16 protein-coding genes are annotated in these 18,635 nt (G+C 69.6%); 11 read left to right on the forward strand and 5 right to left on the reverse strand.

Annotated features, from left to right (window positions below; translation table 11 throughout):
- Nucleotides 1-151 precede the first annotated feature (151 nt).
- Together ACIBJH_RS14740 and ACIBJH_RS14745 are read left to right on the forward strand one after the other, a co-directional pair.
- On the forward strand, nt 152-628 hold the full coding sequence (locus tag ACIBJH_RS14740) for a flavin reductase family protein (RefSeq protein WP_399117207.1): 477 nt from the start codon (nt 152-154) through the stop codon (nt 626-628).
- A 193-nt stretch (nt 629-821) separates the two neighbouring features.
- Entirely contained in the window at nt 822-1,784 is a 963-nt protein-coding gene (locus ACIBJH_RS14745) for a ScbA/BarX family gamma-butyrolactone biosynthesis protein (RefSeq protein WP_399117208.1), read from the forward strand.
- Nucleotides 1,785-1,885: 101 nt separating this feature from the next.
- Here the strand turns inward: ACIBJH_RS14745 and ACIBJH_RS14750 are convergent, their stop codons facing one another.
- Nucleotides 1,886-2,287, reverse strand: a complete 402-nt coding sequence (locus ACIBJH_RS14750; protein WP_399117209.1) for a winged helix-turn-helix transcriptional regulator — start codon at nt 2,285-2,287, stop codon at nt 1,886-1,888.
- Between the two features lie 87 nt (nt 2,288-2,374).
- On the reverse strand, nt 2,375-3,646 hold the full coding sequence (locus ACIBJH_RS14755; RefSeq protein ID WP_399117210.1) for a CAP domain-containing protein: 1,272 nt from the start codon (nt 3,644-3,646) through the stop codon (nt 2,375-2,377).
- Between the two features lie 155 nt (nt 3,647-3,801).
- Here ACIBJH_RS14755 and ACIBJH_RS14760 point away from each other — a divergent pair, with 155 nt between their 5' ends.
- The 4 genes from ACIBJH_RS14760 to ACIBJH_RS14775 all read left to right on the forward strand — a co-directional run bounded on the left by ACIBJH_RS14760 (nt 3,802) and on the right by ACIBJH_RS14775 (nt 10,131).
- The gene (locus ACIBJH_RS14760) at nt 3,802-4,083 is read left to right on the forward strand and encodes an acylphosphatase (protein ID WP_399117211.1); all 282 of its coding nucleotides are present in this window, start codon (nt 3,802-3,804) and stop codon (nt 4,081-4,083) included.
- A gap of 392 nt (nt 4,084-4,475) precedes the next feature.
- Nucleotides 4,476-4,676 (forward strand): hypothetical protein, encoded by a 201-nt coding sequence (locus ACIBJH_RS14765; RefSeq protein WP_019068749.1) that lies wholly within the window; start codon nt 4,476-4,478, stop codon nt 4,674-4,676.
- A 216-nt stretch (nt 4,677-4,892) separates the two neighbouring features.
- Nucleotides 4,893-8,489 (forward strand): chromosome segregation protein SMC, encoded by a 3,597-nt coding sequence (gene smc, locus ACIBJH_RS14770; protein ID WP_399117212.1) that lies wholly within the window; start codon nt 4,893-4,895, stop codon nt 8,487-8,489.
- Between the two features lie 220 nt (nt 8,490-8,709).
- Complete coding sequence (locus tag ACIBJH_RS14775; protein ID WP_399117213.1) at nt 8,710-10,131, forward strand: sugar porter family MFS transporter; 1,422 nt, start codon at nt 8,710-8,712, stop codon at nt 10,129-10,131.
- A gap of 96 nt (nt 10,132-10,227) precedes the next feature.
- Here ACIBJH_RS14775 and ACIBJH_RS14780 read toward each other — a convergent pair whose 3' ends face one another.
- Both ACIBJH_RS14780 and ACIBJH_RS14785 read right to left on the reverse strand, forming a co-directional pair.
- Nucleotides 10,228-10,587, reverse strand: a complete 360-nt coding sequence (locus ACIBJH_RS14780) for a hypothetical protein (protein WP_399117214.1) — start codon at nt 10,585-10,587, stop codon at nt 10,228-10,230.
- A gap of 63 nt (nt 10,588-10,650) precedes the next feature.
- Nucleotides 10,651-11,622: an LLM class flavin-dependent oxidoreductase gene (locus ACIBJH_RS14785; RefSeq protein ID WP_399117215.1), complete on the reverse strand. Its 972-nt coding sequence runs from the start codon at nt 11,620-11,622 to the stop codon at nt 10,651-10,653.
- A gap of 177 nt (nt 11,623-11,799) precedes the next feature.
- On the opposite strand from ACIBJH_RS14785, the gene ftsY reads away from it, so the two are divergent.
- Nucleotides 11,800-13,005, forward strand: a complete 1,206-nt coding sequence (gene ftsY / locus ACIBJH_RS14790) for a signal recognition particle-docking protein FtsY (RefSeq protein WP_399117216.1) — start codon at nt 11,800-11,802, stop codon at nt 13,003-13,005.
- Between the two features lie 144 nt (nt 13,006-13,149).
- Here the strand turns inward: ftsY and ACIBJH_RS14795 are convergent, their stop codons facing one another.
- Nucleotides 13,150-13,815, reverse strand: a complete 666-nt coding sequence (locus ACIBJH_RS14795) for a bifunctional DNA primase/polymerase (protein ID WP_019068755.1) — start codon at nt 13,813-13,815, stop codon at nt 13,150-13,152.
- A gap of 446 nt (nt 13,816-14,261) precedes the next feature.
- Between ACIBJH_RS14795 and ACIBJH_RS14800 the strand changes: the two genes are divergently transcribed.
- The 4 genes from ACIBJH_RS14800 (at nt 14,262) to ACIBJH_RS14815 (ending at nt 18,618) form a co-directional block, all read left to right on the forward strand.
- Complete coding sequence (locus tag ACIBJH_RS14800; protein WP_399117217.1) at nt 14,262-15,746, forward strand: hypothetical protein; 1,485 nt, start codon at nt 14,262-14,264, stop codon at nt 15,744-15,746.
- A gap of 256 nt (nt 15,747-16,002) precedes the next feature.
- Nucleotides 16,003-16,644, forward strand: coding sequence for a hypothetical protein (locus ACIBJH_RS14805; RefSeq protein ID WP_399117218.1), 642 nt, complete (start codon nt 16,003-16,005; stop codon nt 16,642-16,644).
- Nucleotides 16,645-16,954: 310 nt separating this feature from the next.
- Nucleotides 16,955-18,283 (forward strand): ammonium transporter, encoded by a 1,329-nt coding sequence (locus ACIBJH_RS14810; protein WP_399117219.1) that lies wholly within the window; start codon nt 16,955-16,957, stop codon nt 18,281-18,283.
- Nucleotides 18,280-18,618, forward strand: coding sequence for a P-II family nitrogen regulator (locus tag ACIBJH_RS14815; protein ID WP_399117221.1), 339 nt, complete (start codon nt 18,280-18,282; stop codon nt 18,616-18,618). The genes ACIBJH_RS14810 and ACIBJH_RS14815 overlap by 4 nt, the downstream gene beginning before the upstream one ends.
- Nucleotides 18,619-18,635: the final 17 nt, after the last annotated feature.

Here is an 18,635-nt window from a genome sequence, read left to right on the forward strand (position 1 = left end):
AAGGCCCCGCCTTCCGATTCGCCCCCCAAGACGGGTGTCGGGCCGGGATGTTCGTTCCCCCGCCCGTTCCGGCCCGGCACCCTCCCCCGGTCGAGACCCACCCGGGCCCACCCCGGGCCCCACCCACACCTCACGCGAACGGATTCAACTCATGCTGGAGCAGCGCTCGTTCCGCGACATCCTCGGCCGGTTCACCACCGGAGTGGTGCTGGTCACCGCGCACACCGCCGAGGGCCCCAAGGGCATGGCGGTGAACTCCTTCACGTCCGTGTCCCTGGACCCGCCGCTGGTCGCCCTCTGCGCCGCGGACACCTCCACCACCTGGCCGGCCATCCGCGCGGCGGGCGGCTTCGCGGTCACCATCCTCGGTGACCAGCACGCCGAGCTGTGCCGCCTGTTCAGCGCCAGGGGTGCCGACCGGTTCGCCGTGGGCGACTGGGCGTCGACCCGGGCCGGGCATCCCATACCGGCCGACGGCCTTGGCTGGCTGGACTGCCGTATTGCCACCATCCACCCGGCGGGCGACCACGAGCTGGTCATCGCCGAGGCCGTCGAAGGAGCCCTGACCGAGCAGGCGGGCCCACTGGTCTTCCACGCCGGCCGCTTCACCGCCCTCGCAGCCGCCTGACCCGCCCGCCCCGGTCCCTCGCCCCGCCATGTTCCCGTCTGTCCTGCGGCGTCATGCACGCTCCCTCAGAGGGGGGGGAACCCCACTCGCCGCACCGGGCACGCACCTGACGCCGCAGGACCCGTCCTCCGGGCGGACGACGGGAACGTGGTGACAGGACCCAGCATCGTTGACCACCAGAAAGGCAACCTGCGTGTCCGTCACCGATTCCTCCCGCATCCTTCCTTCACCGCCGTATGCCAGGGGCGAGGCCGATCTGCGATTCGTGCGGACCGCTCCGCGCCACCTGGTCGACCGCAGCGCGATCGCCGAGGTGCTGATCACCGACTGGCTGCGGCTGGGCCCCGACACCTTCCGGCTGGGCGCGCAGTGGCCGCGCGGTCACACCTTCTACGCGCCCATCGCCGGTTCCTGGCACGACCCGCTGCTCGCCGCGGAGTCACTGCGGCAGGCGTCCGTCCTGCTCGGGCAGACGTACTACGGCGTGCCCGCGGACCATCGCTGCGACATCGCCGAGCTGGACGTCGCCATCGTCCCCGGGGCCGTCCTCCTCGGCCCCCGCCCCGCCGAGATACGCCTGGACGTCTCCGCCACGGACGTCCGGCGCCAGGCCGGCGCGCTGACCGGGCTCACGCTGGAGGCCGACCTGCTGCGCGGCGAGATCTTCGCGGGTGCGGCGCGTCTGGCGCTACGCGTGTCACCCATCGGCGACGGGCCCAACTCCCCGGTCGAACCAGGTGACTTCCCCACCCAGCCCGACCCGGTCCCACCCCCGATCGTCGGCCGCCTCGACGAACGGGACGTGGTCCTGGGCATCCCCCGCTCGGCCTCGGCCCGCCGCGGTCTCGAATGGGAGCTGCGGATCGATCCCAGTCACCCGGTCCTGTTCGACCACCCCACGGACCAGGTCCCCGGCATGCTGCTCCTTGAGGCCGCCCGCCAGGCGACCCAGGCCGCGTGCGCCCCGTACCGCGTCCTGCCCGTGGAACTGCGCAGCGCCTTCCACGCCCCGGTGGAACTGGACCTCCGCTGCCGGATCTCCGCGACCCGACTGCCCGTCGAGGACGCGGGCGAGGACGCGGTGGTACGGGTCACGGCGTCCCAGTCGGGCCGCCTGGCGTTCGACAGCCTGGTGGTGGCGAGCCTGTGCGACTGACGCCGGTGGCGGGGGACACCCGTACGCCCGACATGACCCGGCAATGACATAGCCACTGCTTCCGTCCAGGGTCCATCAGCGCGCCGGCGGGCGCCGAGGAGTCAGCGGCCGTCCCGCGTCTCGTCATAGCGCGTGCGGGCAGCGAGGACGTCGTCCATGCGGCTCTCCATGAAGTCGACGAGTCCCTTCAGGTGTTCGGCGACGTCGCGTCCGAGCGGGGTCAGCTCGTAGTCCACGCGGGGCGGGTTCGTCGGCTGGGCGTCGCGGAGGACGAGGCCGTCGCGCTCCAGCTGGTGCAGGGTCTGGGAGAGCATCTTCTCGCTCACGCCGTCGACGCGCCGCCGCAGCTCGTTGAAGCGCAGCGAGCCCTCGTGCAGCGCGCACAGGGTGAGTCCGCCCCAGCGACCCGTGATGTGCTCCAGGGTGGCTCGGGAGGGGCAGGCCTTGGCGAACACGCTGTACGGGTAGTTCTGCTCCTCCGTACGCTCCTGGGTGCTGTCCATTTCCTCAGCGTACGCGAACGCAGCGCTAACCAGAAGGGAGCGCTAACCGTTGGTTAGCGCTCCCTGCCGGTGCCTGTCGGCGTCGTACTAGTACCCGAAGTCCTGCGTCCACCAGGGACCGCCGGCGCCCAAGTGCACACCGACGCCCAGGGTCTTGAAGTCGCAGTTCAGGATGTTGGCCTTGTGGCCGGGGCTGTTCATCCAGGCCTCCATCACCGCGGCGGCGTCCGCCTGGCCGCGGGCGATGTTCTCGCCGCCGAGGTTGGTGATCCCGAGCTTCTCCGCCCGGTCCCACGGGGTGGCCCCGCTGGGGTCGGTGTGGTCGAAGAAGTCCTCGTCGGCCATCTGCTGGCTGAAGTTCTCGGCCAGCGTGGTCAGCGAGCTGTTGGCGGCCACCGGGCTGCAGCCGGCGATCGCGCGCTGCTCGTTGACGAGCTTGAGCACCTCGGCCTCGGCGGCCGCCTCCGCGGAGACCGTCACCGGAGTGTCGGCGGACTGCGTCGGCGTCGGGGTGGGCTTCGCCGAGGGAGTCGTGGTCGTCGGCTCCTCGGTCGGGGTGGCCGCCGGCTTCTTCGCCGGGGCCTTGGTGGCGGGAGCCGTGGCGGACTTGGTCGGAGCCGCCGACGGGGAGGCCGGGCGGTTCGCGTCGCGGCTCGTGGAGGAGCCGGAGTCGCGGGACTCCGCGCTGCCGGAGGTGCCGCCCTGCTCGGTCGCCGAGTTGGACGGGGAGCCCGCGGCCTGCACCTTGTCGCTGTTGTTGCCGCCGCCGAACTTGTAGTTGTCCAGCCCCGGCATGGCGCCCGCGGCAACCGCGACCGTGCCGATGGCGACGGCGGCGGAGACCCCGAGCAGGCCCGTCTTGACAGGTGTCACTGCCTTGCGCTTACGGCGGCGTCCACGGCCGTTGCCCGGGCGTGAGCCGTCGCCCCGGGAGGCGGCCGCCTCGGGGAAGACCACGGCGTAGTCCTCCTCGGTGGCGAAGAGATAGGCCTCGCTCTTCAGCCGGGAGTCGGACTTCAGCCGGCTCTCGGCCCGCAGCCGGGCCTCCGACTTCGGAGGGGCCTCGTAGCCGGCCTCGCCCCCGCGGTTCGCGCGGACCTGGCTGTCGGGGTGCATCCGGTGGTCGGTGTGGGCCTGGCGGTTCGGGTGGAACTCGGCGGGGCCCTCCGGGTGCAGATAGGGAGCCATGCCGATCGTCGAGCCGTCGGCGGCGTTCCAGCCGGAACCGTCGGCGCGGTCGTTCCAGTCGTACGAGTCGTGCGGGTCGTAGCCGCTCGTGTATGAGCCGTGCGTCTCTGTGACCCCCGTGGCGCGGCTCGTGGCGGCGCGGCCGGCGGCGGAGCGTCGGTGGCGTCCCATGTCCTTGCCTTTCGTCCTTGCGGTCAACTCGTCCGTGCGGTGACCCAGCTCACTCGATCGAGTGAGTTTCATATGAGATTCATTGGGGCGGACGGTACCGCATGGCGGGTGGGGAGCAAGTGTCCGGAGAGACATTGGCCGGTTAGGTTGCAGCCATGAGCGAGGATGCGCGGTTGGTCGCCTGGGTGCGAGGGCGTGTGCAAGGTGTGGGTTTTCGGTGGTTTACCCGTGCCAAGGCTCTGGAGATCGGGGGCCTGAGTGGTTTTGCTCTCAATTTGGGCGACGGACGTGTGCAAGTGGTCGCCGAGGGATCGCGCGAGGGCTGCGAAGGACTCCTCGACTGGCTCCAGGGGCACGACACGCCCGGGCGTGTGGACGGCGTCACCGAGATCTGGGACACACCTCGCGGCGGCTACGACGGCTTCGCGATCCGCTGAGCACATTCTCCGAAAAAGTGTAAAGCGGCCCTGGCGGAAGCGCGGGGACATGCCACCCGCACCTGCCCACAGGGGAAACGGCCTGGTGGTTGCCAAGAACGGCTCGCTCTGGCAGGCTCCGCACCTAAGGATGATCGCCAGTCCCGTCAGGCCCCGCAGGAGCCGCAGCGCCGCCCGGTCAGGGCCGCGCGCCCCCGGGTCGCCCACCAATACGGGGCGTGATCGTGTTGACCGTCAAACATTTTGGTGAGACGCTGAAAACCCCGCGCACCTTAGCTGTTTGGCATGGAAGAACAGCAGAGCAACCCTTGAGTGTGTCAAGCATCGCGGGTGCGATTCCCTCACGACCCACACCGCTTCGGTCGGTCACTCAGTGTGGAGGACCATCCATCATGGCAAAGGCGCTTCTCGGTTACGTCGGCGGCTCCGACCCGCGACTCCTCGCCGAGATGCGACGGCTCCAGCAGCGCGTCCAGGACCTGGAATCCGAGCTCGTACGGATCCAGGAAGAGAACGACGCGCTGACGGCTGCCGCAACTCACGATTCGCTTCTTGAGCTCGACGCACGCCAGGCGGAGCCCGCGCTCACCTGATCACTGCACCGCATCATGACAAGCAGTGGTTGGGCGGCCTGTATCAACCGCTAAGTTGTCAGAGTTTGCAAGGGACGCTTCGGCGTCCCTTCTTTCTTTCCCCCGCAAGCCTCCACCCTCTTTAACGTTTGGTGTGCCCTGCACGTTCAAGGGCGAAACCGCGGGGAACCGGACGTTCATGGAGAGAGCGAGCAGCGGAAGGTAGAGTCCAGCGCCGTGCACCTCAAGGCCCTGACCCTGCGGGGGTTCAAGTCGTTCGCCTCGGCGACCACGCTCCGGTTCGAGCCGGGGATCACGTGTGTCGTCGGTCCGAACGGCTCGGGCAAGTCCAATGTGGTGGACGCGCTCAGCTGGGTCATGGGCGAACAGGGCGCCAAGTCGCTGCGCGGCGGCAAGATGGAGGACGTCATCTTCGCCGGCACCACCGGCCGCCCCCCGCTGGGCCGCGCCGAGGTGTCCCTGACCATCGACAACTCCGACGGCGCGCTGCCCATCGAGTACGCCGAGGTCACCATCACGCGGATCATGTTCCGCAACGGCGGCAGCGAGTACCAGATCAACGGCGACACGTGTCGCCTCCTCGACATCCAGGAACTCCTCTCCGACTCCGGCATCGGCCGCGAGATGCACGTCATCGTCGGCCAGGGCCAGCTCGACTCCGTCCTGCACGCCGACCCCATGGGCCGCCGCGCCTTCATCGAGGAGGCGGCCGGCGTCCTCAAGCACCGCAAGCGCAAGGAGAAGGCGCTCCGCAAGCTGGACGCGATGCAGGCCAACCTCGCCCGCGTGCAGGACCTCACGGACGAACTCCGCCGCCAGCTCAAGCCCTTGGGCCGCCAGGCCGCGGTCGCCCGCAGGGCCGCCGTCATCCAGGCGGACCTCCGAGACGCCCGCCTCCGCCTGCTCGCCGACGATCTCGTACGACTCCGCCAGGCGCTGAACACCGAGATCGCCGACGAGGCCGCGCTGAAGGAACGCAAGGAAGCCGCCGAACTGGAGCTGCGCAAGGCACTCCAGCGCGAAGGGCTCCTGGAGGACGAGGTACGGCAGCTCACCCCGCGCCTCCAGCGCGCCCAGCAGACCTGGTACGAGCTGTCCCAGCTGGCCGAGCGGGTACGCGGCACGATCTCACTGGCCGACGCACGCGTGAAGAGCGCGACCTCCGCACCCCCCGAGGAACGGCGCGGCCGTGACCCCGAGGACATGGAGCGCGAGGCCGCCCGGATCCGCGAGCAGGAGGCCGAGTTGGAAGCGGCCCTGGAGGCGGCCGAGCACGCCCTGGAGGACACGGTCGCCCACCGCTCCGAACTGGAGCGTGAACTCACCGCCGAGGAACGGCGGTTGAAGGACGTGGCCCGTTCCATCGCCGACCGACGCGAGGGCCTCGCCCGGCTCAACGGCCAGGTCAACGCGGCCCGTTCACGCGCCGCCTCCGCCCAGGCCGAGATCGACCGCCTCGCCTCCGCCCGCGACGAGGCCCAGGAACGGGCGACGGCCGCACAGGAGGAGTACGAGACGCTCCAGGCCGAGGTCGACGGCCTCGACGCGGGCGACGAGGAACTCTCCGAACAGCACAAGGCGGCCCGGGCCGCACTGTCGGAGGCGGAAGCCGCCCAGTCCGCCGCCCGCGAGGCGTCCACCGCCGCGGAACGCCAGCGCGCCGCCACCCAGGCCCGCCGCGACGCCCTGGCACTGGGCCTGCGGCGCAAGGACGGGACGGGGATACTGCTCGGCGCCCAGGACCGCCTCACCGGAATCCTCGGCCCGGCAGCGGAACTGCTCACAGTGACCCCGGGCCACGAGGTCGCCCTGGCGGCAGCCTTCGGCGCGGCGGCAGACGCGATCGCGGTGACGACCCCGGCGTCGGCGGCGGACGCGATCCGCTTGCTGCGCAAGCAGGATGGAGGCAGGGCGGCTCTACTACTGGCTGCAGATTCAACTCCGCCCACTGAGGCGCCCCTTAGGGGCGCGGGGAACTGCGCGACCAGCCACAACGCACCCGCAGACAACGCACAACCGTTCGCGGCAGATCTGGTCCGCGCCCCCGCCGACCTCATGCCCGCAGTCCGCCGCCTCCTCCACAACATCGTCGTAGTGGACACCCTCGAAGCCGCCGAACAACTCGTATACACGCACCCCGAGTTGACTGCGGTAACCGCCGAAGGCGACCTCCTCGGCGCCCACTTCGCCCACGGCGGCTCCGCAGGCGCCCCGAGCCTCCTCGAAGTACAGGCCTCCGTCGACGAAGCCGCCGCCGAACTCGAAGAACTGGCCGTCCGCTGCGAGGAGTTGACCACCGCCCAGCAGTCCGCAACCGAGCGCCGCAAGGAATGCGCCGCGCTGGTCGAGGAGTTGGCGGACCGCCGCCGGACGGCGGAGCGCGAGAAGTCGGCCGTAGCACAGCAGTTGGGACGGCTGGCCGGGCAGGCGCGCGGGGCCGCAGGTGAGGCGGAACGGTCCGCCGCTGCCGCCGCACGGGCGCAGGACGCGCTCGACAAGGCCGTGGAAGAAGCCGAAGTACTCGCCGAACGGCTGGCCGTCGCCGAGGAGATGCCGGTAGAGGAGGAGCCCGACACCTCCATCCGGGACCGCCTCGCCGCCGATGGTGCCAACGCTCGCCAGACCGAGATGGAGGCCCGCCTCCAGGTCCGTACGCACGAAGAGCGGGTCAAAGGCCTCGCTGGCCGCGCCGACTCCCTCGACCGCGCCGCCCGCGCGGAGCGTGAGGCGCGGACGCGGGCCGAGCAGCGGCTCGCGCGGCTGCGGCACGAGGCGGCCGTAGCGGAGGCTGTTGCTTTTGGGGCGCGGCAGTTGCTCGCGCACGTCGAGGTGTCACTCGGCCGTGCCGACGAGGAACGTACCGCCGCCGATGTCGCCAAGGCGCGGCGGGAGCAGGAGTTGACCGCCGCCCGTAATCAGGGGCGTGACCTCAAGGGCGAGCTGGACAAGCTGACGGACTCGGTGCACCGGGGTGAGGTGCTCGGGGCCGAGAAGCGGATGCGGATCGAGCAGCTGGAGACCAAGGCGCTGGAGGAGTTGGGCGTGGAGCCGGCGGGGCTGATCGAGGAGTACGGGCCGCATCAGCTCGTGCCCCCCTCGCTCGCCGCCGAGGGCGAGGTGCTGCCGGAGGATCCGGAGGACCCGCGCAACCAGCCCCGTACGTTCCACCGCGCCGAGCAGGAGAAGCGGCTCAAGTCGGCCGAACGGGCGTACCAGCAGCTGGGGAAGGTCAACCCCCTCGCGCTGGAGGAGTTCGCGGCGCTGGAGGAGCGGCACAAGTTCCTCAGCGAGCAGCTGGAGGACCTGAAGAAGACCCGCGCCGACCTGCTTCAAGTGGTGAAGGAGGTCGACGAGCGCGTCGAGCAGGTCTTCACCGAGGCGTACCGGGACACGGCGATTCAGTTCGAGGGTGTCTTCAGCCGACTGTTTCCGGGCGGAGAGGGCAGGTTGATCCTGACCGATCCCGACAACATGCTCACCACAGGGGTGGATGTGGAGGCCCGCCCGCCCGGCAAGAAGGTCAAGCGGCTGTCCCTGCTCTCCGGCGGGGAGCGGTCCCTGACCGCCGTGGCGCTGCTGGTGTCGATCTTCAAGGCACGGCCGAGTCCGTTCTATGTGATGGACGAGGTCGAGGCGGCGCTCGACGACACCAACCTGCAGCGGCTGATCCGGATCATGCAGGAGCTGCAGGAGGCTTCGCAGCTGATCGTGATCACCCACCAGAAGCGCACGATGGAGGTCGCCGACGCGCTGTACGGCGTCTCCATGCAGGGCGACGGGGTCTCTAAGGTCATCTCTCAGCGCCTTCGTTAGACCTCCACACACCCGCCCTCTTGTGTTCAATCCTTGAATGCAATGCGGTCAATTGCGGCGCCGAATGTCACAGAGGCCCCCTGTTGACTTCGAAACTTGAAGGCATAGTCTCTTCAGCGTTGCTTTTCCCTTCAGGTGGTGGGCAGCGGGAAGCTGTGCGCCACTGGAAGGGTCGCCCCCCGCACCCCGGCAGCGACGCCGGTGGCCTCAGGAGTTACACGTGACCAGCACTGCGCAGGCATCACAGTCAGGAGCCGGGTCGGCTCATCCCGAACATCTCGGGCACGTCATCTTCATCGCGGCGGCGGCCGCGATGGGCGGCTTCCTCTTCGGCTACGACAGCTCCGTGATCAACGGGGCCGTCGAGGCGATCCGCAGTCGCTACGACATCGGCTCCGCGGCCCTCGCCCAGGTCATCGCGATCGCCCTGATCGGCTGTGCCATCGGCGCCGCGACCGCCGGCCGTATCGCCGACCGCATCGGCCGTATCCGCTGTATGCAGATCTCCGCCGTGCTGTTCACCATCTCCGCCGTCGGTTCGGCGCTGCCCTTCGCGCTCTGGGACCTCGCCTTCTGGCGGATCATCGGCGGCTTCGCCATCGGCATGGCCTCCGTCATCGGCCCCGCCTACATCGCCGAGGTCTCCCCGCCCGCCTACCGCGGTCGGCTCGGCTCCTTCCAGCAGGCCGCGATCGTCATCGGCATCGCGATCTCGCAGCTGGTCAACTGGGGTCTGCTGAACGCCGCCGACGGCGACCAGCGCGGCCAGCTGATGGGCCTGGAGGCCTGGCAGGTCATGCTCGGCGTGATGGTGATCCCGGCCGTCCTCTACGGCCTGCTCTCCTTCGCGATCCCCGAGTCCCCGCGCTTCCTGATCTCGGCCGGCAAGTTGAGCCGCGCCCACGACGTGCTGCGTGAGGTCGAGGGCGACGACATCGACCTGGACGCCCGCGTCGCCGAGATCGAGCACGCGATGAAGAGCGAGCACAAGTCGACCTTCAAGGACCTGCTCGGCGGTGGCGGCTTCTACTTCAAGCCGATCGTCTGGGTCGGCATCGGCCTCTCGGCCTTCCAGCAGCTCGTCGGCATCAACGTCGCCTTCTACTACTCCTCGACGCTGTGGCAGTCGGTCGGCGTCGACCCCACGGAGTCGTTCTTCTACTCCTTCACGACGTCGATCGTGAACATCATCGGCACCGTGATCGCCATGATCTTCGTGGACCGCATCGGCCGTAAGCCGCTGGCCCTCATCGGCTCGGTCGGCATGGTCGTCGGCCTCGGGCTGGAGGCCTGGGCCTTCTCCTACGACCTCGTCGACGGCAAGCTGCCCGCCGCGCAGGGCTGGACCGCGCTGATCGCGGCCCACGTCTTCGTCCTCTTCTTCGCCCTGTCCTGGGGTGTCGTGGTCTGGGTCTTCCTCGGCGAGATGTTCCCGAACAAGATCCGCGCCGCCGCCCTCGGTGTCGCCGCCTCCGCGCAGTGGATCGCCAACTGGGCCATCACCGCGAGCTTCCCGTCGCTGGCCGACTGGAACCTCTCCGCGACCTATGTGATCTACACGGTCTTCGCCGCGCTCTCCATCCCGTTCGTCCTGAAGTTCGTGAAGGAGACGAAGGGCAAGAAGCTGGAGGACATGGGCTGACCGGCCCTCCCACGAACCGGGCCCGCGAAGACGGGCCCCCACAAGCTCGGGGAGACGGGCTCCATCCCCCGCCGCCCGTCTCCCCGAGTCCCCGTTTCACCAGATCAGGACGCCGCCGCCGATCTTCCGGGCGCGCAGGGCGGCCGACTCGATGTTGTCCAGCCGGCTCCCGACCAGGTCGGGAGCCTCTGCCACGGCCGCGGCGACGGCTTCGAGATGCGCCCGCAGCAGCGCGACCTCGCGCAGGAAATCCGGTACGTCCGAGGCCTCGACGTACAGGTCGCTGGAGGCCAGCACGGGAAGATACGTGGCGCCGAGCGACCGTACGGCCGGCGAACCCCACACGGTCTCGCGCCAGTTCTCGAAGCCGGCCGAGTCGTTGCACCCCTCGGGAACGTCGAGCACGTTCCACTGGCCGTCCGCGTCACGCAGGAACACATCCACTGCCAAGGTCATGACCGCAGTGGACCACCGGTGGACCTGCCGGTCCACCGGTTACGGGTAAGAGTCACTCGGTGCTCACTCCCCGAGCACCGGCAGCACCCGCTCCGCGAACAGCCGCAGGCTGCGCCATCCCTCGTCGACCGGCATCCCGCCCGCCAGCGGATGCAGTACGAGATTGTCCAGGCCCAGCGCCACGCACTGGTCCGGCGTGAGGATGCGGTACACGCCCTCCGCGCGCAGCTCGGCCACGGTCGTGGCCCCCGATTTCACCGCCGAGCGGATCTCCCCGGACTGCCAGGAGGCGTAGGTCCGCGCCTCGTGCAGGAAGTGCGCGCCGTACTCGGCCCAGGCCCGGTCAGGGTCCTCGGCGATGTGCAGCAGCGGGGTCTCCACGCCCGGCATCATGGTCCAGCCCTCGGTGCCGTACTCGACGAGCCGGTCCTTGTAGTAGGCCTCCAGGTCGGGCAGATGCGCGCTGGGGAAGAACGGCAGACCGAGCCGGGCGGCCCGGCGCGCGGCGGCCTTGGAGGAGCCGCCGACCAGCAGCAGGGGGTGCGGGTCGGAGAAGGGGCGCGGGGTGACCCGTACCGTACGGCCCCGGTACTCGAACTCCTCGCCGGACCACGCCTTCAGGACCGTCTCCAGCAACTCGTCCTGGAGCCTGCCGCGTTGCTTCCACTCCACGTCGAACTGGGCGTATTCCTCCGGGCGGTAGCCGATCCCGGCCACGGTCACCAGCCGGCCGCCGCTCAACAGGTCCAGTACGGCGATGTCTTCGGCCAGCCGGAGCGGGTCGTGCAGCGGGCCGATGACCGCGGAGACGGTCACCGCGATGTGCCGGGTCGCGCCGAAGACCGCGCCCGCGAAGGCGAACGGCGACGGCATCCAGTTGTTGGCGACGCCGTGGTGCTCCTCCGTCTGCACGGTGGTGATCCCGTGCTCGTCGGCGTACGCGGTCATCTCCAGGGCGGCCCGGTAGCGGGCGCTCAGCGAGGCGGGGGTGGCGCCGGGTTCGACGAGGTTGAAGCGGACGACCGAGACGGGCATGGGAGGTCCCCCTTCCGTGTGTGGTGGGGGACGTTAGCTGACGGTATGTCAGATGGCCATGGGCATGACCGCGGCGGTTCGGGGCCGGGCGAGGGCGACGGCGACACCGACGGCGACCACCCGGCCGCGCGCCCGCGCTGGGCCCCGGCCAGGCCCATGGCTGATACTGGGTGGGTTATGGAAACCGTCATCCTTGCTGTAGTCATCGCCGTGGTCGTGCTCGGTGCGCTCGGCGGGCTCGTCGTCGGCAGCCGGCGCAAGAAGCCGCTGCCCCCGCCGCCCACCTCCGTGCCCGACATCACCGCCCCGCCGGCCGAGCCGCACATCGGCGACGAGGCCGAGACGCCGCGCGACGAAGCGCGCCGGACCATAGAGGAGGTCGATCTTCCGGACGGCTCGGCCCCGGTCGCCGTCGAGGAACCCTCGGTAGTCGAGGAACCTCTCGCACTGGAGGTCCCCGAGCCGACCGCCGGACGGCTCGTCCGGCTCCGCGCCCGGCTCTCCCGCTCACAGAACGCGCTCGGCCAGGGGCTGCTGACGCTGCTGTCCCGCGAGCACCTCGACGAGGACACCTGGGAGGAGATCGAGGACACCCTCCTCACCGCGGACGTCGGCGTCGCACCCACCCAGGAACTGGTCGACGCGCTGCGCGAGCGGGTGAAGGTGCTCGGCACCCGGACCCCGCAGGAGCTGCGCGCGCTGCTCCGTGAGGAACTGCTCAAGCTGGTCGGCACGGATGTCGACCGGACCGTGAAGACCGAGCCCGAGGACCGCAAGCCCGGCATCGTGATGGTCGTCGGGGTCAACGGCACGGGCAAGACCACGACCACCGGCAAGCTCGCCCGGGTGCTTGTCGCCGACGGCCGTACCGTCGTGCTCGGCGCCGCCGACACGTTCCGGGCCGCCGCCGCGGATCAGTTGCAGACCTGGGGTGAGCGGGTCGGTGCCCACACTGTGCGCGGGCCGGAGGCCGGGGATCCCGCCTCCGTCGCGTTCGACGCGGTGAAGGAGGGCAAGGAGATGGGGGTCGACGTCGTCCTCATCGACACGGCCGGGCGGCTGCACACGAAGACCGGGCTCATGGACGAGCTGGGCAAGGTCAAGCGGGTCGTGGAGAAGCATGCGCCGCTCGACGAGGTGCTGCTTGTGCTGGACGCGACGACCGGGCAGAACGGGTTGGTGCAGGCGCGGGTGTTCGCCGAGGTCGTGGACATCACGGGCATTGTGCTGACCAAGCTGGACGGTACGGCGAAGGGGGGCATCGTGGTTGCCGTGCAGCGGGAGCTGGGGGTGCCGGTGAAGTTGATCGGGCTTGGTGAGGGGGCGGATGATCTGGCGCCCTTTGAGCCGGAGGCGTTTGTTGATGCCCTTATTGGGGACTGATGGGTCGTTTGTTCGCTGCGGGGCGGTGGGGGCTGGTCGCGCAGTTCCCCGCGCCCCTGAAGGGCGCGCTGTAGTCGGCCTCTTTCAAAGAAGTGCCCTTCCTCAACTCGCCGTTGGGGAAGGGCACTTCGTCGTCTCTACGACCTATGCGCGCGACCTGTGTGCCACGTACGCCAGCGTGCCCAGCAGCAGGCGGGCCGCCGGGGGCCTCGTCGCCGAGTCCAGTGCGGGGGAGCGGAGCCAGTGGACCGGGCCCAGGCCGCCCCGATCGGAGGGTGGGGCCGTGATGTGGGTGCCGGGGCCCAGGCCGCGCAGGTCGAGGGACGTGGGGTCGTCCCAGCCCATGCGGTAGAGGAGGGAGGGGAGTTCGGCGGCTGCGCCGGGGGCCACGAAGAAGTGGGCGCGGTGGTCGGGGGTCGCCGCCACCGGGCCGAGGGGGAGGCCCATTCGCTCCAGGCGGGCCAGTGCGCGTCGGCCCGCGGGCTCGGCCACCTCGATGACGTCGAAGGCTCGGCCCACCGGCAGCATCACCGACGCGCCGGGCAACTCGGCCCAGGCCTCGGTGACTTCGTCGAGGGTCGCGCCGGCCCGCACCTCGGGGGCGAAAGCGAGGGGGTGCGCGCCCGGCGCGGGGCACTTGGTGTCGCCGCAGGAACACGCGCCGCCCGCGGCCCGCGCGCCCGCGACCACGTCCCAGCCCCACAGCCCGGTGAACTCGGCCACGGCCGTGCACTCCGAGGTGCGGCCGCGACGGCGCGTGCCGGACCGGATGTCGCGGATACCCCGGCTGCTGCCGATCGTGAAGCCCATGCCCCCTCCAACGGGTCCGACGCACCGGTGGTTACGAGACGGATGCGGATCGTCACTCTGCGTCCACGCCTACCCGGTGCCGCTGGGTCCGGGCGGCGTCCAGGAGCATCCCGGGTGGTGTGCCTGGCGGCGCGCGCCCCTGCGTGCACCGCTGCGCCCACCTCCGGCCGTCCTATGTCAAGTGAATCGCGCGGAGGCAACCGTAGGTTCATTCGAAGGGGTGGCGAATGGTGGCGTTTCCGGGATCGCCGTGGCTGGACGGGTGATCGTAGGATTACTTTGTGTGCACAAGCCCGCGGGGCACATGCACTCGTGGGTATGCCGGAGGCAACTCGTCATCTCGTTCGAAGGGTGACAAGTGCGGGACGGGAAGCCGTATTTACCGGCATTCTGATAGGGCTTGGCGCACAGCGGCGACAAGTGGTTCCAGGGATGGGGGCGTTCCAGTGGGCGGCAACGGCGGAGGCGGGACGACCGCGGCCAGTACGGACAAGCGCCCCAATGAGCTGCTCGGCTCGTGGTTCGTGCGCAGCGGCTGGTCCAAGGGCGAACTGGCGCGCCAAGTGAACCGCCGGGCACGCCAGTTGGGCGCCAACCACATCTCCACGGACACCTCCCGGGTACGCCGCTGGCTGGACGGCGAGAACCCGCGCGAGCCGATCCCCAGGATCCTCTCGGAGCTGTTCTCCGAGCGCTTCGGCTGTGTCGTCTCGGTCGAGGACCTGGGCCTGCGCGCCGCCCGCCAGGCACCCTCCGTGTCCGGCGTCGACCTGCCCTGGACGGCCCCGCAGACAGTGGCGCTGCTCAGCGAGTTCTCGCGCAGCGACCTCATGCTGGCGCGGCGCGGCTTCCTCGGAACCTCGCTGGCCCTGTCCGCGGGGCCGTCCCTCATCGAGCCCATGCAGCGCTGGCTGGTCCCCGGCCCCTCGGCCCTCCCGCCGGAGCCCGAGCCGGCGGGTGCCTCCCGGCACGTCGGGCGGCTCTCCAAGCCGGAGTTGGAGCTGCTGGAGTCCACCACGGCGATGTTCCGCAAGTGGGACGCGCAGTGCGGCGGCGGCCTGCGCCGCAAGGCGGTCGTGGGACAGCTGCACGAGGTGACCGACCTCCTCCAGGAGCCCCAACCCGAGGCCACCAACCGCAAGTTGTTCAAGGTCGCCGCCGAACTCGCCGAGCTGGCCGGGTGGATGTCGTACGACGTGGGGCTCCAGCCCACCGCGCAGAAGTACTTCGTCCTCGCCCTGCACGCCGCGAAGGAGGCGGGCGACAAGCCGCTCGGGTCGTACGTGCTCTCCAGCATGAGCCGCCAGATGATCCACCTCGGTCGGCCCGACGACGCGCTGGAGCTGATCCACCTCGCGCAGTACGGCAGCCGGGACTGCGCGAGCCCGCGCACCCAGTCGATGCTGTATGCGATGGAGGCCCGCGCCTACGCGAACATGGGGCAGCCCGGGAAGTGCAAGCGGGCCGTCCGGATGGCCGAGGACACCTTCGCCGACGTGCACGAGTGGGACGACCCGGACCCGGACTGGATCCGCTTCTTCTCCGAGGCCGAGCTGTACGGCGAGAACTCGCACTCCTATCGCGACCTCGCCTACGTCGCCGGCCGCAGCCCCGCCTACGCCTCGCTGGCCGAGCCCGTCATGCAGCGGGCGGTGGACCTCTTCGCCAAGGACGACGACCACAAGCGGTCGTACGCGCTCAATCTCATCGGCATGGCCACCGTGCACCTGCTGCAGCGGGAGCCGGAGCAGGGTGCGGTGCTCGCCGCCGAGGCGATGACCGTCGCCAAGAAGGTGCGCTCCGAGCGCGTCAACACTCGTATCCGAAAGACCATCGACACGGCGGTCCGCGACTTCGGCGAACTGGCGGAAGTCATCGACCTCACCGACCGGCTCGCCATCGAGCTGCCCGAGACCGCCGAGGCGGTCTGACCCACCCAGGCCCCGGCCGCGGCCGGCCTTCCCGAACCGCCCGACTCGGCTCCCCCATGCCAGGTCATCGGAAGGCCGACCGCGGCCGGTTTGTGATGGTACGGTCCCCCGTTCTTGGGGGAACCTTTTCCCTTGATCGCTTGTGGCGATTGCAAAGGCGTTGGCACAGTAATGCCCTGCCGCCGTCGATCATGGGCGGCGGTGTTTCGAACGGGGGCACGGGGCCTCCGTTCCTGACATACACGGGGATTCACATATGGCCAAGAGGCTGTTCGCGGTTGCCCTCGCAACGGGGGTCGTGTCCACCGGGCTGATCGGCGTCACCGCCACCGACGCGTCGGCGGTCGACATCAAGACGTACACAAAGCCCTACAGCAAGAGCGCGAACTTCTACTCCAAGCCGCTGGGGCGCTGTGTCAAAACGACGCTCTCCGGCAAGGTCACCTTCAAGCACTACCTCTACAAGCAGCACGGCGCGATCGCCGACGCCTTCCTGGGCGTCAAGCTCATCAACCCCACGATGCACACCGCCGTGCTCACCAAGTGCAGCGGGGGCAAGAAGGCCACCGTCACCAAGATGGCGATGACCCAGCGCTGGTACGAGAGCACCAAGTGCAAGCTGAACGTCGCGATCGCCGCCGGCTATCAGTGGACCGTCGCCGTCACCCCCACCGTGGAGTGCGGCAGGCGCAAGGCAGGCACCCGGGCCACGACGTACTCCGTCAAGGCCAACAACTACACCCAGAGCAACAGCGGCCGTCCGGTCGGCTTCAACGGCGAGGTGCACATCAAATACAACACCTCGCTCTGCCTCTCGGCGCGCACCACGGTGACCGCGTACATCAACAACAAGTCCGACTCCGGGACCAACACCATCAAGGCCTGCGTCAAGCCCTGACGTAGATCCGGGAAGCGTGGGGGCGGGCGCCGGGCGCGCGCCCCCACGTTCGTATGCGCGCGGCTCGAACTGTCCAGGTCAAACGAGCCGTATACAGCTCCGGGGGGCTCCCCTGGCGGTCACGGAGTGGTCACGGCTGCCGCGAGTGGGGCGCCGATTCATCCCTCCGTAACGTGGGCGACTCCTTCGTCACATGCCTGAAACGTCGTGCGGCATCCATAGAAACCAGGCTGGGACAACCTCATGGCGGAAAACCGGCCCAAACCTTGACCTTGCCCGCACGGGCCGTTCGGATGACGAGGAGACGCCGATGCCAGAAGGCATCCTGACGCTAGCAGCAGCCGCTCCCAAGATCGACACCGGCAACACGGCCTTCATGCTGCTGAGTGCCGCGCTGGTTCTGCTGATGACCCCCGGCCTCGCCTTTTTCTACGGCGGCATGGTCAGGGTCAAGAGCGTGCTGAACATGCTGATGATGAGCTTCGTCAGCATCGCCATAATCACCATCCTCTGGACGCTCTACGGCTTCAGCATCGCCTTCGACACCGGCAACGGCTTCCTGGGCGGTTTCGACTGGGTGGGCATGCGGCACATCGGCCTGACCGAGCCGTTCGCCACGTACAACATCCCGATCTACGCCTTCGCCGTCTTCCAGCTGATGTTCGCCATCATCACCCCGGCGCTCATCAGCGGTGCGCTGGCGGACCGCGTCAAGATCGTGGCGTGGTCGGTCTACATCGCGCTGTGGGCCACCCTCGTGTACTTCCCGGTCGCCCACTGGGTCTGGGAGCCGACCAGCGGCTGGCTGTTCAAGTACGGCGTGATCGACTTCGCCGGTGGTACCGCGGTGCACATCAACGCCGGTGCGGCGGCGCTCGGCGCGATCCTCGTCATCCGTAAGCGTGTGGGCTTCAAGAAGGACCCGTTCCGGCCGCACAACCTGCCGCTCGTCATGCTCGGCGCCGGTCTGCTGTGGTTCGGCTGGTTCGGATTCAACGCGGGCTCCTGGCTCGGTGCCGACGGCGTCTCCGCCGTCGCGTTCACCAACACCCAGGTCGCCACCGCCGCCGCCATGCTCGGCTGGCTCCTCTACGAGCGCATCAAGCACGGCGCCTTCACCACCCTCGGCGCCGCCTCCGGCGCGGTCGCCGGTCTGGTCGCCATCACCCCGGCCTGTGGCTCGGTCAGCCCGCTCGGCGCCATCGCGGTCGGCGTCATCGCCGGTGTCCTGTGCGCCGCGGCCGTCGGCCTGAAGTACCGGTTCAACTACGACGACTCGCTCGACGTGGTCGGCGTCCACCTCGTCGGCGGTATCGTCGGCTCGCTCCTCATCGGCCTCTTCGCCACCGGCGGCGTCGGCCAGACCGCCAAGGGTCTCTTCTACGGCGGCGGCCTCGCCCAGCTCGGCAAGCAGTTCGTCGGTGTCGGCTCGGTGCTCGGCTACTCGCTGGTCGTCTCCGCGATCCTCGCCTTCCTCATCGACAAGACCATCGGCTTCACGGTGGACGAGGACGTCGAGGTCGCCGGCATCGACCAGGCCGAACACGCCGAGACCGCATACGACTTCGCCGGCGCCGGCGGCGGCGTCAGCGGCGGCACCCTCGCTGCTGCTTCGCAGACGAAGAAGGTGGACGCATGAAGCTCATCACCGCCGTCGTCAAGCCCCACCGGCTCGACGAGATCAAGGAAGCACTGCAGGCCTTCGGGGTCCACGGTCTGACGGTCACCGAGGCGAGCGGCTACGGTCGTCAGCGGGGACACACCGAGGTCTACCGGGGCGCCGAGTACACGGTCGACCTGGTACCGAAGATCCGCATCGAGGTGCTGGCCGAGGACGACGACGTCGAGGGCCTGATCGACGTCATCGTCAAGGCCGCCCGCACCGGCAAGATCGGTGACGGCAAGGTCTGGTCCCTCCCGGTCGAGACGGCCGTCCGGGTCAGGACCGGCGAGCGCGGCCCGGACGCGCTCTAAAAAGAAACAGAACAGGA

Source organism: Streptomyces sp. NPDC050548 (genome assembly GCF_044457385.1).
In the GTDB taxonomy this organism is placed as follows: Bacteria; Actinomycetota; Actinomycetes; order Streptomycetales; family Streptomycetaceae; genus Streptomyces.

Bases quoted from the DNA above. Each gene is read 5' to 3' on its own strand.
- ftsY (WP_399117216.1), top strand. From the start codon at position 11,800: ATGGAAACCGTCATCCTTGCTGTAGTCATCGCCGTGGTCGTGCTCGGT.
- ACIBJH_RS14780 (WP_399117214.1), bottom strand. From the start codon at position 10,587: ATGACCTTGGCAGTGGATGTGTTCCTGCGTGACGCGGACGGCCAGTGG.
- ACIBJH_RS14765 (WP_019068749.1), top strand. From the start codon at position 4,476: ATGGCAAAGGCGCTTCTCGGTTACGTCGGCGGCTCCGACCCGCGACTC.
- ACIBJH_RS14795 (WP_019068755.1), bottom strand. From the start codon at position 13,815: ATGGGCTTCACGATCGGCAGCAGCCGGGGTATCCGCGACATCCGGTCC.
- ACIBJH_RS14815 (WP_399117221.1), top strand. From the start codon at position 18,280: ATGAAGCTCATCACCGCCGTCGTCAAGCCCCACCGGCTCGACGAGATC.
- ACIBJH_RS14750 (WP_399117209.1), bottom strand. From the start codon at position 2,287: ATGGACAGCACCCAGGAGCGTACGGAGGAGCAGAACTACCCGTACAGC.
- ACIBJH_RS14740 (WP_399117207.1), top strand. From the start codon at position 152: ATGCTGGAGCAGCGCTCGTTCCGCGACATCCTCGGCCGGTTCACCACC.
- ACIBJH_RS14810 (WP_399117219.1), top strand. From the start codon at position 16,955: ATGCCAGAAGGCATCCTGACGCTAGCAGCAGCCGCTCCCAAGATCGAC.
- ACIBJH_RS14805 (WP_399117218.1), top strand. From the start codon at position 16,003: ATGGCCAAGAGGCTGTTCGCGGTTGCCCTCGCAACGGGGGTCGTGTCC.
- ACIBJH_RS14760 (WP_399117211.1), top strand. From the start codon at position 3,802: ATGAGCGAGGATGCGCGGTTGGTCGCCTGGGTGCGAGGGCGTGTGCAA.
- ACIBJH_RS14785 (WP_399117215.1), bottom strand. From the start codon at position 11,622: ATGCCCGTCTCGGTCGTCCGCTTCAACCTCGTCGAACCCGGCGCCACC.
- ACIBJH_RS14755 (WP_399117210.1), bottom strand. From the start codon at position 3,646: ATGGGACGCCACCGACGCTCCGCCGCCGGCCGCGCCGCCACGAGCCGC.